11 protein-coding genes are annotated in these 15,666 nt (G+C 48.2%); 3 read left to right on the plus strand and 8 right to left on the minus strand.

Annotated elements, in window-relative coordinates; all coding sequences use genetic code 11:
- Positions 1-106 precede the first annotated feature (106 nt).
- From C8J48_RS06785 to C8J48_RS06795, 3 genes are all read right to left on the minus strand, one after another.
- Complete coding sequence (locus C8J48_RS06785; RefSeq protein ID WP_281261190.1) at positions 107-1,354, minus strand: nitric oxide synthase oxygenase; 1,248 nt, start codon at positions 1,352-1,354, stop codon at positions 107-109.
- A gap of 253 nt (positions 1,355-1,607) precedes the next feature.
- A complete protein-coding gene (locus C8J48_RS06790) occupies positions 1,608-2,354 on the minus strand; it encodes an SDR family oxidoreductase (RefSeq protein ID WP_107725557.1) in 747 nt (248 codons plus the stop codon).
- On the minus strand, positions 2,354-3,136 hold the full coding sequence (locus C8J48_RS06795) for an RDD family protein (protein ID WP_170105229.1): 783 nt from the start codon (positions 3,134-3,136) through the stop codon (positions 2,354-2,356). The genes C8J48_RS06790 and C8J48_RS06795 overlap by 1 nt, the downstream gene beginning before the upstream one ends.
- Positions 3,137-3,203: 67 nt before the next feature.
- On the opposite strand from C8J48_RS06795, the gene C8J48_RS06800 reads away from it, so the two are divergent.
- Positions 3,204-4,211: a stage II sporulation protein M gene (locus tag C8J48_RS06800; protein ID WP_107725559.1), complete on the plus strand. Its 1,008-nt coding sequence runs from the start codon at positions 3,204-3,206 to the stop codon at positions 4,209-4,211.
- 106 nt (positions 4,212-4,317) lie between these two features.
- On the opposite strand, the gene C8J48_RS06805 is transcribed toward C8J48_RS06800, so the two are convergent.
- The 4 genes from C8J48_RS06805 to C8J48_RS06820 all read right to left on the minus strand — a co-directional run bounded on the left by C8J48_RS06805 (position 4,318) and on the right by C8J48_RS06820 (position 11,141).
- Positions 4,318-5,280: a site-specific integrase gene (locus C8J48_RS06805; RefSeq protein ID WP_107725560.1), complete on the minus strand. Its 963-nt coding sequence runs from the start codon at positions 5,278-5,280 to the stop codon at positions 4,318-4,320.
- 151 nt (positions 5,281-5,431) lie between these two features.
- Positions 5,432-6,901: a reverse transcriptase family protein gene (locus tag C8J48_RS06810; RefSeq protein WP_107725561.1), complete on the minus strand. Its 1,470-nt coding sequence runs from the start codon at positions 6,899-6,901 to the stop codon at positions 5,432-5,434.
- Positions 6,902-6,914: 13 nt separating this feature from the next.
- Positions 6,915-8,555, minus strand: coding sequence for a hypothetical protein (locus tag C8J48_RS06815; protein WP_107725562.1), 1,641 nt, complete (start codon positions 8,553-8,555; stop codon positions 6,915-6,917).
- Positions 8,556-8,579: 24 nt separating this feature from the next.
- The gene (locus C8J48_RS06820) at positions 8,580-11,141 is read right to left on the minus strand and encodes a hypothetical protein (RefSeq protein WP_107725563.1); all 2,562 of its coding nucleotides are present in this window, start codon (positions 11,139-11,141) and stop codon (positions 8,580-8,582) included.
- A gap of 922 nt (positions 11,142-12,063) precedes the next feature.
- On the opposite strand from C8J48_RS06820, the gene C8J48_RS06825 reads away from it, so the two are divergent.
- Both C8J48_RS06825 and C8J48_RS06830 read left to right on the plus strand, forming a co-directional pair.
- Positions 12,064-12,735, plus strand: a complete 672-nt coding sequence (locus tag C8J48_RS06825; protein ID WP_107725564.1) for a PspA/IM30 family protein — start codon at positions 12,064-12,066, stop codon at positions 12,733-12,735.
- A gap of 52 nt (positions 12,736-12,787) precedes the next feature.
- On the plus strand, positions 12,788-13,093 hold the full coding sequence (locus C8J48_RS06830) for a hypothetical protein (RefSeq protein ID WP_170105231.1): 306 nt from the start codon (positions 12,788-12,790) through the stop codon (positions 13,091-13,093).
- Between the two features lie 79 nt (positions 13,094-13,172).
- Here the strand turns inward: C8J48_RS06830 and C8J48_RS06835 are convergent, their stop codons facing one another.
- A complete protein-coding gene (locus tag C8J48_RS06835) occupies positions 13,173-15,455 on the minus strand; it encodes a septation ring formation regulator EzrA (RefSeq protein ID WP_107725566.1) in 2,283 nt (760 codons plus the stop codon).
- Between the last annotated feature and the right edge of the window lie 211 nt (positions 15,456-15,666).

The raw sequence follows: 15,666 nt of genomic DNA on the forward strand, positions 1-15,666 counted from the left end.
GCAATTGAAAGATTATGCCTTATTCAATTCTATCTGACCTGCACAAAAAAAAAGACATTCTAGAAGAGAATGCCTTTCGCTAAACCGATTATTCAACTACGCCCGATCACTCATAAGGTCGACTCTGATAAAAATAATTGGGTGATAAGATCTCATCCTCATACTCGTTGTGAAAAATATGGGTGGTTGCTGGTGATACCGGTGGGATCAGCCAAATCCAATCTCCGGTTACATCGCGACCGCCTTCCTCCTCCTTTCTTTCAAAGTGCTTAAATTGTTGAGCCGCCGTATGATGATCGACGATACTGACACCTGCGTTTTTATAGGAATGCAGTACGGCGATGTTGAGCTCGATCAGGGCTTTATCTTTCCAGAGGTTGGAGTTATTTTTGGTGGAGAGTCCCATGCCGGCTGCAACTTGGGGAAGGAGATCGTAGCGATCAGTGTCGGCTAGGTTGCGGGCACCGATCTCCGTTTCCATGTACCAACCGTTAAAAGGGGCGGCCGTGTACTGAATCCCACCAATCTCCAGTTGCATTTCGGAAATAATCGGAACTGCATACCACCTCAGATTAAACTCTTCAAACCAAGGATATTCCGGGTGATCAATGGGTACCTCCAACACCAGTGACTCGGGGATATGAAACCAACGGGGCTTTTGGTTTCTGACCTGGACGACAAGAGGTAACACATCAAAATCAGTCCCCTCTCCTTCCCACCCGAGCGCTTGGCACACGTTTGTAAATGGAATGGAGTGGGGATCCCCTACAATACCTTCTTCCGTCTCATATCCGGCATAACGGATTAGTTGATGATTCCAGATGCGCGTCTGTTGTGCGCCTTGGATCTTAGGCTTAAATATGGTGATCGTTGGCCTGATTTTACCGTTGTTGGTGGCGTAATCAATATGGCGGCAAAGAGCGTGAAAAATGTCCTCTTCTTTTCGCAGGTGACGGGCATCAAATACTTGTAAGGAGTTCCAGAACAGGCGACCGATGCAACGATTGCTGTTTCGCCAAGCCATTTTGGCACCGTGAGCTAACTCTTCAGATGTATGTATATAATGGCCGTTTCTTTCGATCTCTCGCCGAATTTCGAGTAGTCGTTTCTCCGCTTGAATTGCTGGTTTTCCTAGTTCTTGATAGCAACGACGAATGAAGCTTTCCGCTTCACTAAAAAGGTCTCGTCTCTTTTCAAATGGACTTCTCTGATATGTACCAAAGTATTTTCCGCTGCTGACAGGGCAAGATTGGTTGGAGTCACTCGTTTTACCCGCATAATCACAAGCAGATCTATCATCTTTTTTCTCTCTTTTAAGCGATGGATTGTTCCATGTGAACCTCTTTATTTCCACTGATGTACCCCCAATTCCAGCTTCAATGTTTCCTGAAGCAAAAGCAGATTAGTTGCTGCGGTGGTGGATCGTGGCTTCAAATGTTATAATTTCACTTCCTATTATATATGAAGCAAAAAGGCTTATAAACTTTATAGATTAAATGCCTTTTTTACCTGTATCACCACAATAGCACAATCGGATCATTGAAAAAGAGTAAGAATACCAAAATAAAACCCTGGCTCATCTTTACCAGGGTTTCTAGCGATGATAATTACCGAGACATAAACCCACCTTCGGAGTGAAGAATCTGACCGGTGATCCAGGATGCCTCCTCACTGGCAAGGAAAGCGACCAAACGAGCAGCATCCTTCGGTTCTCCCAAACGGCCAAAGGGAAAATAGGGCAATAGTTCACGCCGAATCTCCGGCGTTACCCATCCTGTATCGGTTGGACCAGGATTGACTGCATTGACGGTAATTCCTTTCGCAGCCACTTCTGCTGCCAGTGTACGAGTAAAAGCATCAATCCCCCCTTTGGTGGCGGCATAGGCGATCTCGCCAGGCATCCCTCCTAATGATTGGCCTGATGTCATCGAGATAATGCGCCCTCCTATGTTTTCGGGGCAACGATCGGCAAATGCTGCTGATAACAACAAGGGCGCACGCAAATTCACCGCATAATGTTGATCCAAAATTTCCGGGGTTAATGCTTGGTAGTTGATATCTCGCAGGGAATAAGTAGCATTGTTGACCAAAACCTGAAGGGTTCCTCCCTCCGACGCCCACTCCAGGATGGAATCGATTGACTCGGTTTGGGAAAGGTCAAATGCTCTTGCTTCTGCATTAACTCCATATTCCTGTAAAGCTTCTACAGCGGCAGTAGCCTCCTCCCTTTCTTCCAGAGGCCAATAAGTAAACCGAATATCCATTCCACGCTGGGCCAATTCCCGACAGATCGCTGCTCCGATTCCATTTGTTCTTCCTGCTCCAGTTACAAGTGCACGTCGTTTCCCTTGCATCACGTGGTACCCCCTTCCGGGCGGTTGACTCGTTGTCGTTCATCCCGCCATTGAAAGAATGCAGCTTCCAGCAGCCGCTCCGTATCAGCCGTATCCGAAGTGCGTCCAGGAAAGAGATTGGCAAAAATGATTTGAGCCAGTTCTATTCGACGTTCAGGAAATAGCTCATCCCGGCGCGACAAAAATTCTGCCACCTGCAGCCAGCGGGAATCGGGAATTCGACTCAATTTTTCCCCTTGAAAGAAGGGTTTTTTCTCACGGGTGTATAGGGGGCGTACTCGTGGCAGCCTGCTTTCTTCTTCTTGCCTAACCACAATCGTACCGGCGGCCAAATCCCCTAACCGTTTGGCATGCGAGTTGATAAATACGGCACTGATCCCGACGACATATAAAAGAGGTAAACTATCCACTACGCGCAGTACATTACGCAAGAAAATGGCGAAAAAGCCGGGCGCGGTACCACGGTCGGTCACTACTCGAATCCCGAGTACTTTTTTGCCCAAGGTTTGGCCATGAAAAAACGTCTCCATCAGAATATAGTAGAGTTGTGGTATAAATACCGCGAGTACAAATCCGATCCCGGCGATAATGGACATCCATAGTGGTGATCCCATGCTTTCTAATAAAGCGAAAAATAAAAGAGCGATATATCCCAAAACTCCCAATACAAAGCTGAGTATCATCCAATCCAATAGCAATGCCAAAATGCGTGTGCCCAATCCCGCTGCAGTAAAACGGAGACTCACAAATTCCGGAGTGGAAACCTGTATTTCCTGCTTCATCGATTGATCTCTCCTTCTACCCGCAGCCACCATCCGTGGTACAATAAAGCGGGAGGTGACTGATGGGATGTCCGTTCAACCCCAACATCGTTTAAGTCTATTCATTCAAAAACATCAAGCAACATGGAACCGCTTGGAATCGTTGATCGAGCTGGCCAAGGACCGCCGCATCACCAAACAAAACTTGGACGAATTGGGTCATACATACCGACGTGTAAGCGCTCATTTGGCTTATGCCCAAACGTATTTCCCCGAACATCCAGTAACCCGTCATTTAAACACCTTAACCGCCCGTGGTCATCAAGCCGTCTATGCCGCCAGCACCAAAAGTGATGGCATGGGAATGATTCGCTTTTTTTCTTCAGGCTTTCCCGCACTCTTCCATGAACGCTCCCTCTTTTTTCTGATCGCCATGCTGATATTTACCGCAGGCGGCTTATGGGCCTTCGGTGCCACCATCATCGATGAGCGGAATGCCTTAGCTTTTCTTCCACCTGAGATGGTAGAAGGCATTGATCCGGCCGCTTCCACTGATGTAGAAAACCGGGAGCAATGGGATCACGCGGTCACCTCAGGAGCGATTATGCAAAACAACATTAAGGTGGCATTTCTCTGTTTTGCATTGGGGGCACTGCTAGGCATCGGCACCTTATGGGTGTTGTTTATGAACGGGATGCTGATCGGCGCTTTGGCGGCTCTCTTTCATCGAGCTGGCGAATCGTACGGTTTTTGGGCCTTGATCTGGCCCCATGGAGTATTGGAACTTGCCGCTATTTTTATCGCTGGTGCTGCTGGGCTTTCCTTGGCTTGGTCGTTCTGGGTACCCGGTGAGTTAACGCGAATCGAATCCTTTAAACGGGAAGCGAAAGTAACCGGACAGTTGGTCGTCGGCGTTATTCCGTTGTTTGTCATCGCCGCCCTGATCGAAGGGTTTATCACCCCTGCACCTTGGCCGCATTGGACTAAATATATGGTGGCGTTAATCACCTTGGTAGCATTAATCTTGTACTTCGGTCGTTCATTAATAACGGTATTTTCCCGAAACCAAGCCAACCCGGGGGCTTCCCAACAGTAAGCACCAGGTAGTGTAGCTACGCTTTTTCATTGTATCACAGCAGGATCAACCTGAATGAGTCTACAACAAAAAACCGGCTGCTCATGCCGGTTTTTTGTCGTTTCAATTATAAACCGATATCTGATGCCGCGTTTTCATTAAATAATTCCCCGTCCCGTATATACCTTCGTACCATTCCGGTTGATTTGTGGCGCGTCTGTTTCATAATCGCCCGTTCGTCTTTCCCCGCCATAGCAGCAGAGGTTGCGATACCGGAACGAAGGCTATGGCCGGCAAATCGTGTTGGATCCAATCCTACCTGCTGCACGGCTTTTTTTACGATTAAAGCGACAGAGCGATCCGTAAGCCGCCGATTGCGCACTTGGCTATGCCGGTTAATCGGGCGAAAGACAGGCCCGCCGCTAATACCGGCCTCTGTCAACCACGCTTCCAGCGACCGTACCGGGCATGTTTCCGGACGGGACCCGCGGGGAATCCCTACCTTCTCTCCTCGTCCATCCTGATCGGTCTTGGATCGACGTAGCAGAATCACCACTCCCCGCGGAACGGTTTTTACATCCTCGCGATTAATCGAGACCAACTCTGAACGGCGGAATCCACCGGCAAATCCGACCAATAGAAGCGCCCGATCCCGTTTTCCCGTTAACGTGTCGGGCAATGATTCTACAATTAGCCGCAAGTCCTCAACCAAAATCGGATCTTTTCCTTCCTGATAGGTTCCCTTTGTCCGACGGATTCCCGCCCATACGGTTCGTACCAGATATCCGTTTGTGGGGGAATCGTGTCCTGCTGCCTGATGGGCCTGACTAATCGCTGACAAGCGCCGCTGCAAGGTAGAGGTTTTACGGCGGTCTGCAAGATCCGTCAGATAGAGGGCGACGGTCTGCGGATCGGCTGGGAGTGGTGACAAGTTGCGCTGTTCACACCAGGCGGAGAAATCTTCCCAATCCGCACGATAACTTTTTGCAGTGTTGGCCGCTTTGGAATGGCGGCTGTAATCCTTTGCTTTTTTTAACACTTCTTGAAATTCAGTGGAGAGATCGTTTTGTTGTCTTGTTGGGTATTCCATGGCTCCTCCCTCCGCTATCGTTCGTATTCTTTTAATAGAAATAGGTGCCTTCTCATTTTAACATCAAACGGAACCTTTGTTCTTAAATAAGTGAAACTTTATCATGGACGTAAAAAATCGCTACCACGCTCAAGGTGGTAGCGATTTTTTATCACTTTGCAGCTACTTGCTTACACCAATCAGGTGCATGGAGGCCGTGTTTTTGACTGATACGGAGTAGGCGTGGTGCCAGTTTTTCCTCTAGATCGGGGCGGACCATTCGTATGTAGCTGGCATATCCTTTGATATAATCCCAGAAGTGAGGGTGATTGTGCCGGTTCTCCTGTTCTAGGCCGTTTTTTTCTACACTGTACAATAAAGCGCGAAACGCTCGCAGATCCTTGCGCCGGATGTTTGGTTTTTGATTGACAACGATCCCGGTGATGTTTTGTCGATTGGAAGCGCGTAATATCCGCGTCTTTTCCTCATTTACCGCAAATCCTTCAAAGCGGATAATATCGCGAGAAGTATTGATGATCGCTCCAATCTCATTCAATCCGTCTTCCCCACAGGAGAAAGCGAGATCATCCGCATAGCGGGTATAATGAAAACCGTGCTTTTCTGCCAGCCCTCGTAAACGCTGATCCAGGCGGCGGCAGATCAGATTAGAAAGAGCCGGACTGGTGCAGGCGCCTTGAGGAAGTTGACGTTCATCCATCGCCACATAATAACGGGTGCCGTTGAATTGTATTTCTTTTCGTGGCGGCTCCGTACAAAGTAAGGCGAATATGGTGCTAACGGCTTCACTATATCCAAGGTAATGGAAAAATCCCTTTACCCGGCGAAAACGGATGGTAGGAAAGAAATCTTTGAGATCCATTTTAACGACAGCCGCTTGTTGTAGATGGGGCTCAGCATGATCCAATGTGCTTTTCCCGGAAACAAAGCCGCGGGCAGCTGGATGAACAGTCAAGGCATCGAGAATATGGGTTTTTACCCATTGTTGGGCGGCGCGCAATGACTTTTTGGGGGCCGATATTTCCCGGCGGCCACCGCTTTTCTTAGGGATTGTAAAGCGTTGATAGTGGTTAAGGGTAGCCGTTTTCCGATGATAGGTTAGCCACTTAAGGCGGCCCACTGGGATCTCCATCGCTTCTGCCAATTCGAGTGAAGAGCGAATCAGCGGAAGGTTATTCTCTATCAGTTTCGCTTCATCGTATACCGTCGACTGCAACCCACCAGACACTCCGCGGCCAGCATGGATCACATGGGTTTGCTTGTGTGCTTGCCAGCGCTGTGCCGCCTCGGCCTGCTCCCGCTCGCGACGAGCTTTTCGTTCTGCCCGTTTACGCTTGCTCTCTTCAATGCGCTTTTTTCTTGCAATCTTTAGCAACTCATTGAGATTGGACAGCTTGGCGCTTTCCGCTTTTAGCTTATTCAGCTCTTTTAAGAGTTGCTGGTATTCTTCGTCTTCGGTTGCTTGTTGGCGCTGCTCTTCTGAAGATAATTCATCGTTGCTCCAAAATCCTAAGCGGATCATTTCCTCGCGAATGGTATTGTCCCGGCCCTGGCTGCGTACCTTAGCGATCCACTCTTCCCGCGTCAGTGGGCCCGCCTCCTGCTTGATATCCTCTTCCGCCATGATTTTCCCTCCTTTATTGCATTCGATACAAGGACATTGCGGCAATGATGTGTTCACAGGGTCCCTGCATCAAACGATTTTGTTTATAGAACCAGCAATCGCAGGAGGCGTGAACGATTCGGCCGTCCCGGTCCAAAGTGGCCGCCGGTTGAAAAGATCGGTTTTTCCCCTTCGCTTTCCCCTTCAACTCAACGCCACCTTCTGCCGTAGGGATACTGGAATCCAGCGATACCCGCCCCTCTTGAATCCATTGTTCCGCTTCTTCTTCCCGGGGATTGGCATACTTCAATTGCTCTATCGGCAAGGGATCACGGGTCAACTCCCGCAGACGGTAGCGGCTGATCTCCAGATCAAACATCACCCTGCCCGCGCTACACAGCTGCCGCAAGGCCGCCTGGACAGTGGATAAAAAGAGATTGGTTTCCTGTGCCAACTCCTCTGCAGTAGCCGTCTTTTTCCGTTTCAACCGCGAAAAGACCAGCGCGCTTTGATCAGGAGTCGCCTCTCCACCGCTGCCCATCATTAAATCGAAATTGGCAGCACCAGCCCAGTCATTGCGCGTCCAGCCGGAAAGGCCGAGGGTAAAACTCAAAGTCCCCAGGTCGACCACAAAGAAGCTGGGCATACCGGTTCCCAACAAATGAACGGTCACTTTGTCGGCCAAAGGTAATAGCCGTTCCAACAGAAACAGGCGTCTTCTCCCCCAGGTTCGGATTTCCTTCTCTTCCTCACCGGTATAGACGGAGCCGGCGAAGGTCATTTCCTCGTTCCAGGGTTGAATCACCAGCTTAACTGGTTGTCCCGGCTTCAAAATGTATCGCAGCGAGCGCGGGCTGTGCCGTTCTTTGTTGCGGCGCAGGAAGGTACATACATTATAGATGTCAATCGGCTTGACATCGAAGGAATCAGTAGGCATACCCATCGCGGACTGCACCTGTAAAAAGCCGCGAATCCAACTGACGGGGACATCGATTTTTTTCTCTTTGTATACTTCTCGCCCTTCCGTCGCCACTTCAAACCCCGTAGGATCCACCTGGAATTCGGTAGGACGATAGGTGCGAATCCGTTTAATCTCATCCAGGAGATTATCGGAGAAATCGATATTGGTCGTCCCATATTGGAATTCCTTTACATCGTCAAACAACTCCGAATGAACAGCCAATCGCCCATAGGAGGATTCATCCAATGAAAATGCCTCAAAAAAGACTTGATCCGGCGCAACCGTAATGACAGGGTCCAACACCCACCACGCATCCGGGCTATTCTTATAAAGCCAGTTGAAATACTGTTGTTGCGCTTGATAAAAGCTGCCCATCCGTTCATTGCGCAATCGATTTAGTTCCTTAAGCCGCTCCTGCACATGCTTGATCTTTTCCCCGATGGCTTCCTTTTCCCCTATCGCATCGGCGATATCCAGCATGTATTGTTCCTGTACCCATGCCTGGTAAGCGCTGTGATCCCGCGGTTTATAGTTGAGATCCGATACGACCACGTCTCTAAGAGCGATCATGGCATCGCGGTAGCGGATGGGATCTTTGATCTTCCCTTGAAAATAAGTGGGCTCCCGCCCCAAGTCCGGGGCGAAATCGACCAGTGTCCGACCATCCGCATGGCTGATACCGCTGGATTTGGCGTACGATTGTAGAAATTGCACAATTATCCCTCCTTCTCTTCACGCTTAAGCTAAAATCGTCACTGGCGACTGCAAATCAGGATAACGGTCTTGAATCCGTGTAATAGCAAGCAACACTCGTTCAAAATCTTGTCGGCCAAAGTTATGGGAAACGTCCGCCAATAGGGGCACAATCACTTCCGCGTTTTCCCTGCTCTCTTCTCCAAGCGGCAATAATAGGTCCAGTGCCATCTCCTTCGCTTTCCGCCCTCCGTGAACGCGGAACAGCACGGTGCGGAAAAAGAGTTCCATCCGCTGAAGAGATTCCGGCCTCCATGTCATCCGACTGGCCAATTGCAGCGCATACTCTTGCACTTGCAGATGAGGGCTTTCAGCAGCGCGAAACATCAATTCTGACAGATCAAGCCGGTGTTCATGGGCTTGGACCAATGTCATCGCCAACTGCTGCACATCCGAGCGGGCGGTATCCAGTAAGCCATAAATGAGATCAGGGGAGATCGCTTCCGCAGGTCGGGCCTCCAACTGATCGAATACCCAGTTGCGAGTGTCGTCCCAGTCGGTTTCAGCCAGGTTGACCCATAGATCATCCGTTAACCGATGGTGTTCCCGCGGGATCATATTGCGCACTTCTTCTCGCACTCGTGCAAGCGGGCAATGGGCCAACTGCAACAATTGTCCTGCAGTCAGATTCCTCGGCTCTGGATCGGTCAACAAGAACAGGCGTTCACCCAATTCCCGTAACTCAGCCTGGTCGCTTTCAATCAGCCGTAACACTTTTTCAAAGGGGATATCGGCCAATTCGTCAAAAAACAATCCTCCCAAGAGGTCATCACGAATATACCCCTTGACGTCATCTGGAAGGTCGGAACGAAGCATACGAATCCACATCTCTTGCAGAAACTCCGGCAACAATGGTACCATCCACAATCGCCGCTCCCGGAAAAACTGGGTTGTAAACGCCTGGTGGTCTTCGCCGGGAATTGAAGCGATCTCAGCTAATATCGCTCCATTCAATTCCAAAGCGACAAAATGCTCCGACAGTATCCCTCGTGCTGCCTCTTGGATCGATCCGTGTCCACAGCTTAAAAAAGGCAACAACTGTGCTCCAGTTAGGGGGTGCTTGGAGATGTCGAGCTGCTCTAGCAGAGAAGCTGCCAATTCCAATAAAGCGGGATGATCGCTTTCTACCATTTCTTTCACGAGATCGATAGTGGTAATTTCCGATAAGACATGAGCGAAAGCGTTTTGGGTCAGCTCTACCCAGTCTTTGATCGTTTGTGGATCCGTTATTTTTTTTGTGCGTAAATCGGCGATAAAGCGTTGCAGCAGTTGAATGACATGCTCGTTACTCCAGCGATCGCGATACTGATGGATAAACCAGGTGGCCCCTTTCCGGATCGCCGGATCTTGATGGGTAGAAAAGGACATCCAGGCATCAAAATCCGGCGCTTGTAAATCGGGATGCGTCAAGCGGTCCAGAATGAGCGAAGTGGCCCATTTTCTTCGGGTGTAATGTTCCGACGAAGATAACAAGTCTTGCAGCTGCTCTAGAGAGATCTTTTGCAAATAAGAGGGATTACCTTGGATGAGCGCCCGTGCCGCAAACTGGATCACCGGGCCTGCCTTTCCTTCCAAAAACAGCCGCCGCAATTGGTCTGGATGATGATCCCACAATTCCGGAAAAGCTTCTTCCCGCTCTTCGGTCCAAGCGAGGGGATCGGGGGATTCTGCGGTGGCAGCCTTCCAGGTTTGACTACCTTTATAGACGAAGCGGGAGCTATTGTGGAAGAGGATATGGTTAAACAGCCATAAATGCGAAAAATCCCGATAGTTTTTAGAATCCATATCCCAGCGTTTGATGCCATTTTTGCTTTCATAGCATAACAAAGCTTCCGTCGCCAACCGAACATAGTCGGGAGAGCCCTTTTCCCCTAGGTCTCGCAACGTGCGCCAGCTACGGCGGCGGAGGTAGTGATGAGTCTTAGGGGAGTAAAATCGTTTGGAGGGGTCAAGGCTTTGAGGAAGATACCAGCCAAATTGTTTCTCTACATCAAAGCGATAAGCCAACACCGACCATATTTTTTCATCTTTCCGCTGTTCCGCCAGCTTATAAATCCCTTTAACATAGCGGAAAAAGACATGGCTAAACGGGATGAATTTCTCCCAATAACGCCCAGACCAGTATGATCTGTACTGCCAATGGTTAATCCAATAGTAGCGATCTTTATTCTCCACTAGATTTTCAGCCATTCTTCTAATCTCACCATCGGATGCATACTCCAACAACGTCCGTACTGCCTCTTTGGCCAAGGGTTCTTTTCGCAGATACAGCGTCCACAACCAAGAACCGTCATTTGTGTCTACAGCGGGGTTTGGTTCAATCCGCTCATACCGACGAGTTTCGCGATTGTATCGCTGGACGGTTACTGTAAATCCAACTGCGAATCTTTTTAGCTCTTGAATAAACGCAGGATCATTGTTGCGCAGAAGCTTCTCCAACTCTGGCGGCAACTGCGCTTTCGGCTTCTGTTCCCGCCACCAGGTAACTTGTTGTTGGTATTCCCGCTTGGCACGGTTAACGTGAACCAACTTTGATGAATCTCCCAATCACTCATCCCTCCTTTGAATGAAAAAGGGCCCGACCCTTTGCAAGGCCAGGCCGGAAATCGACTTCGTCCACTACAACTCATAGGAGCTGGCTTCGCCACTGAACAGGCCTGCGGGGTGGTGCACCCCTTTGGCTGCGGCTTCGCCTGACTAGGCGGCCACAAGGGGTGCACCACCCCGCATTAGGCCTGCCAAGTCGCGCGGAGCCGGGTGATGAATGTGACACATCACGGCATGTATGGCGGTACACCATACAATTAGCTGGACAAAGCAGAATTCGTATGTATGTTCCCATTTTAAAATAGGAACATTAGTCTGTCAATGGATAATAGAAATATTTTTTGATTTTATGCTAGATCTTACATCGTCTTTAGTATGTTGCCGTCTGAGAGTCCGCAGATTTAGTCGTGGAATGAAAGACGGTATTGCTTGAAACCCTCCTTCTGGAGATAGAAGAGCAATGCATCTTTGCAATTGATGAATCGCCCACCCTTGAATGAAAAAGGGCCCGACCTTTTGCAAGGCCAGGCCGGAAATCGACTTCGTCCACTACAACTCATAGGAGCTGGCTTCGCCACTGAACAGGCCTGCGGGGATACCCCCCTTTTTGGCCGTAGCTACGCTTGACTAGTAGGCGAAAAAGGGGGGTATCCCCGCATTAGGCCTGCCAAGTCGCGCGGAGCCGGGTGATGAATGTGACACATCACGGCATGTGCGGCGGTACACCGCACAATCAGCTAGACAAAGTAGAATTCGTATGTATGTTCTTATAATAAAATAGGAATATTAGTCTGTCAATAGATAATAGATGTATTTTTGATTTTCTTCTGGATATCACGTAGACTCCCTTTGTTTGTAAATAAACGCTCAAATGACTGTAGCTATGGTAAACTAAAACCGATTATGACAAGGAGGGCTTTCTATGTTTCGTTTTTTTAATCGGGTTCGTACACTGGTTTCTGCTGAACTAAACTCCGCATTGGATAAAGCGGAAGATCCAGTCAAAATGTTGGATCAATATATGATCGACATGGGGAAAGATATCGCTGAAGTGGAAGCGGCAGTAGCTAACCAGATCGCCAATGAAAAAATGTTGGAGAAAAAGTTAAATGACGCGCAGACACTTGTAGAAAAGCGGGAACAACAGGCGATCCACGCCCTTGAAGCCGGTGAGGAAGATTTAGCACGTAGGCTGTTGGAAGATAAGCAAAACCATCAGCAACAAGTAGATACACTACAAGCTTCTTATGAAGAAGCCCAATCGTTGTCGGAGGAATTACGAGGCAAGTTACAAGAGATGAAAGATGAATATCAACAGATGAAATTGAAGAAAGATGCACTACAAGCACGTGCCGTCAGTGCCAAAACAAGAACAAAAGTAAACCGAACACTTTCCGATGTGAACCATGGTAGCGCCCGTGACGGCTTTAACAAAATGGAAGAGAAAGTACTGCAATATGAAGCAGAAGCAGAAACCTCCGAGGATATGCGCAGTGCCAACCGCTCCCTTGATGATGAAGTGAAAAGCCTCACCTCTTCTAACAAAGTAGACGATGAGTTAGCAGCGTTAAAGGCTCGGTTGAATAAAGAGTGAATCTTCTCGAAAATCCGTTCATCAAACTGCATGGGAGAGAGGGGTGATTGAGTTGGAATCGATTGTGTTATCAGTCGGTGGATTACTTCTCGTTTTTTTCGCTATTTATTATGGTTTGCTCGAAAAACGACTCAATCAAATCAAGCGACAAGTAGAGCGGAATCACTATTTGCTTCGTGAAATCGCCAAAAAATTAGATGTAGGTGAAGAAGAACAGAATCAAAAGGTTGTGGAACTTCTTGCGCAGGGGAAGAAAATCGAGGCAATCAAAGAGGCAAGGATGCTCTATCCCCACTTTGGCTTAAAAGAAGCAAAAGAATATGTGGATGCAATGGAAAAACAACATAAAGGGCTCTAATTTAACACAAAAATGACTCAGGAACCGCTTTTGTGGCTTCCGAGTCATTTTTGTGTTTATACCGATCAATATAAGTGATTCACCACTTTGCCCCTCCTCCTTTTGAGTTAGAATTGCCCCAGCTTGCTCCCGCTCCTTTCGTTGAAGAGTTACGCAAGCGATCTCGTTGTTTTTGTTGTTGTATCCTGCGATACTCCTTTTCCATCTCCCGGATGATGCCTTTGGCATGGCGGATATCGGCCATCGCTTCCGCATAGGAACCGTTATCGATCGCGATTTGAACCGTATCGGTCGAGCGCTTAAAATCCCGACGATAGCTGTGCATCGTCAATCCACCCGACATGCCGAAGGAACGATAGGATTCTTGCACCTTTTCCAACTCTGCGGTAGCTTGCTTCTTTTGTTTTCGCCATTGGCTTACTTCCCGCTTTAATTGGAGCGCATCTCGCTCAAGCTGCTTGCTTTCTGTTTCCAAATCGTGGATATTTAGCGGGGGTTGTTTGATCTGGACATCGATCTCGTTTAATTGCTGTTGCACATCAACTACGGTTACAGTAGCCGCCGCTATCGGCAGCTGTTCCGCTTCAGCCGTTTTCACGGATTTGTTCAGATTATCCGCTGCAGTTTGCACCCGTTGTTTGATATTAGACAATTGTTGTTGCAACTGGTCGTATCGACCAAAACATTCCCTATGCTCTTGTTTATACTGGCGAAATACCTGTTTTGCCTCGTTCATGCGCTGCCCTGCCCGATGATATTGTTGCACATTGACGGCGAGATCCTCCTCGATCGTAAACAGGCGTTTCTTTATATCGTGAGCATGCTCGATCATTTTTTGGTATCGATTCGGAAGATCGTCAAAATGAAGCCCTTCAAACATGGGTTGCAATCGTTCCATCTGCTCTGCAAACAGCTGATCCAATTCCTCCGTTGCCGGAATGGTGGAGCGAATCTGATTCATTTCCACCGCTGTCCCGTCTCGCAACTCCAACAGTTGATCCACTGTGCGCTGCCCTTTTTGCAGGAGTTGTTGAAACTGATCGTATTGCTCCTGAAACCCGGGAACATCCCCTTGCCAAAAATGCTCGCGAATACCTGCAATATAATCGACGGCATCATTCACAGATTGATATGGGTCGGCGTCCGGGAGCAACAAGTTTTCATCTTTTACCTGTTGGTCGATGTCAGTCCATACTTGTTGCTGTATCTTTTCCAACGTATGAACCGCTTCTTCATGCTTCGCCATCGTTTGAATGTCTTTTTCCAGCTGATTGATTTGTTTCTCCGCTTTTTCGGCATAATGGTGGCTGGCCACATAGTCGAGGGAGTGATCGTGTTTTTCCGCTTGTTCCAGTAAATTATTCGCTTCTTCATAGCAGTGTTGCAATTGCTGTAACGGCCATTCTTTCTCTTGTTGCCAGGATGTGACTTGTTGGTGGATCGATTGTAGACGGCTTTTTCCCTGCTTCAAATTGGCTGACACTTCTTTTTCCAATTGCTTCAGTTCATCGATCCGCGCTTTCAATTCGTTAAAACGCCCTTTTGTTTCCTTTAACTTCGAATTGATCTTCTTTAGCATTTTTTTCATCTGTTTTCTTTTAAACAATCGAATCGGATAATGAAGACTACCCCGATATGCCTTCACCTCTTCAATTAACGACCATAACCCGTTTTTGATGGCGTCCAAGTTTTCGGATGTTTTTCCAGCACTCAGTTTGATACGCTCATCCACTTCGTTATAGGGAGCGTACAACGATTGCTCCAGCGTTGCCCATTTGTTGGAGAGATCGCGGAAACGGCGCCGCTCTAAGATGATGTGATACACTTGGTGACCTAAGGTGACCGGAAACGAGAGAACGACGACTATGGCGCCAACAATAACGAATAGTGTCTCTTTGGAAAAAGTAGAAGCACTGGAGAAAATCGAACCAAAGAATGATCCCTCAATTTGTTGTACCACCTCTTTGACGCCGCCGCTGAAGTCACCCCTTTGCGCATATGCCGGAAAAGAAGATGTCACCTCCTCAATCTTCCTCTGATCAATGCGATCATTCCGTGTCGATATGTAGATCTCTTGCTCTTCTTTCGCCAATACGATTAAGACTGCACCCTGCGGTAGTGATCGTAGCTCATCATCTGCAAAACGGGCAATGTTTTCTCCATTTAAGTCCGGAACCGTTTTCAGATAGTAAGCATAAGACTGATCGTTAAACAGCTGCTGTAACTCTTGTATCTCTTGATTAGTAAAGAATTCCCCTTCATCGACGATACGGTCGCCTGGTGCTGCGTGTCCTATGGGAGTGCTCAAGAGAAAAATGGATAAAAAAGCGAAAAAAACAGCAATAATCGGTTTTTGTTTCACGTTTACTCCTCCTTTGCAATCGCCTCCCCCAACTATAAACCTTTCCTAACATAGGATTGTCAGCAATGTCAAATTATTTTTCTGAAATGGAAACCAGACAGCCAAAAAGAAAGAAAAGAGCTTCCGTGGATCACGGAAACCCAGGCGCGAAGTTGTTAAGGCATAAAGCCTTCTTGACTCACAAAAATTCGCTCAAAAGATCGGTGCTTGA

This window comes from Desmospora activa DSM 45169, assembly GCF_003046315.1.
Lineage (GTDB): Bacteria > Bacillota > Bacilli > Thermoactinomycetales > DSM-45169 > Desmospora > Desmospora activa.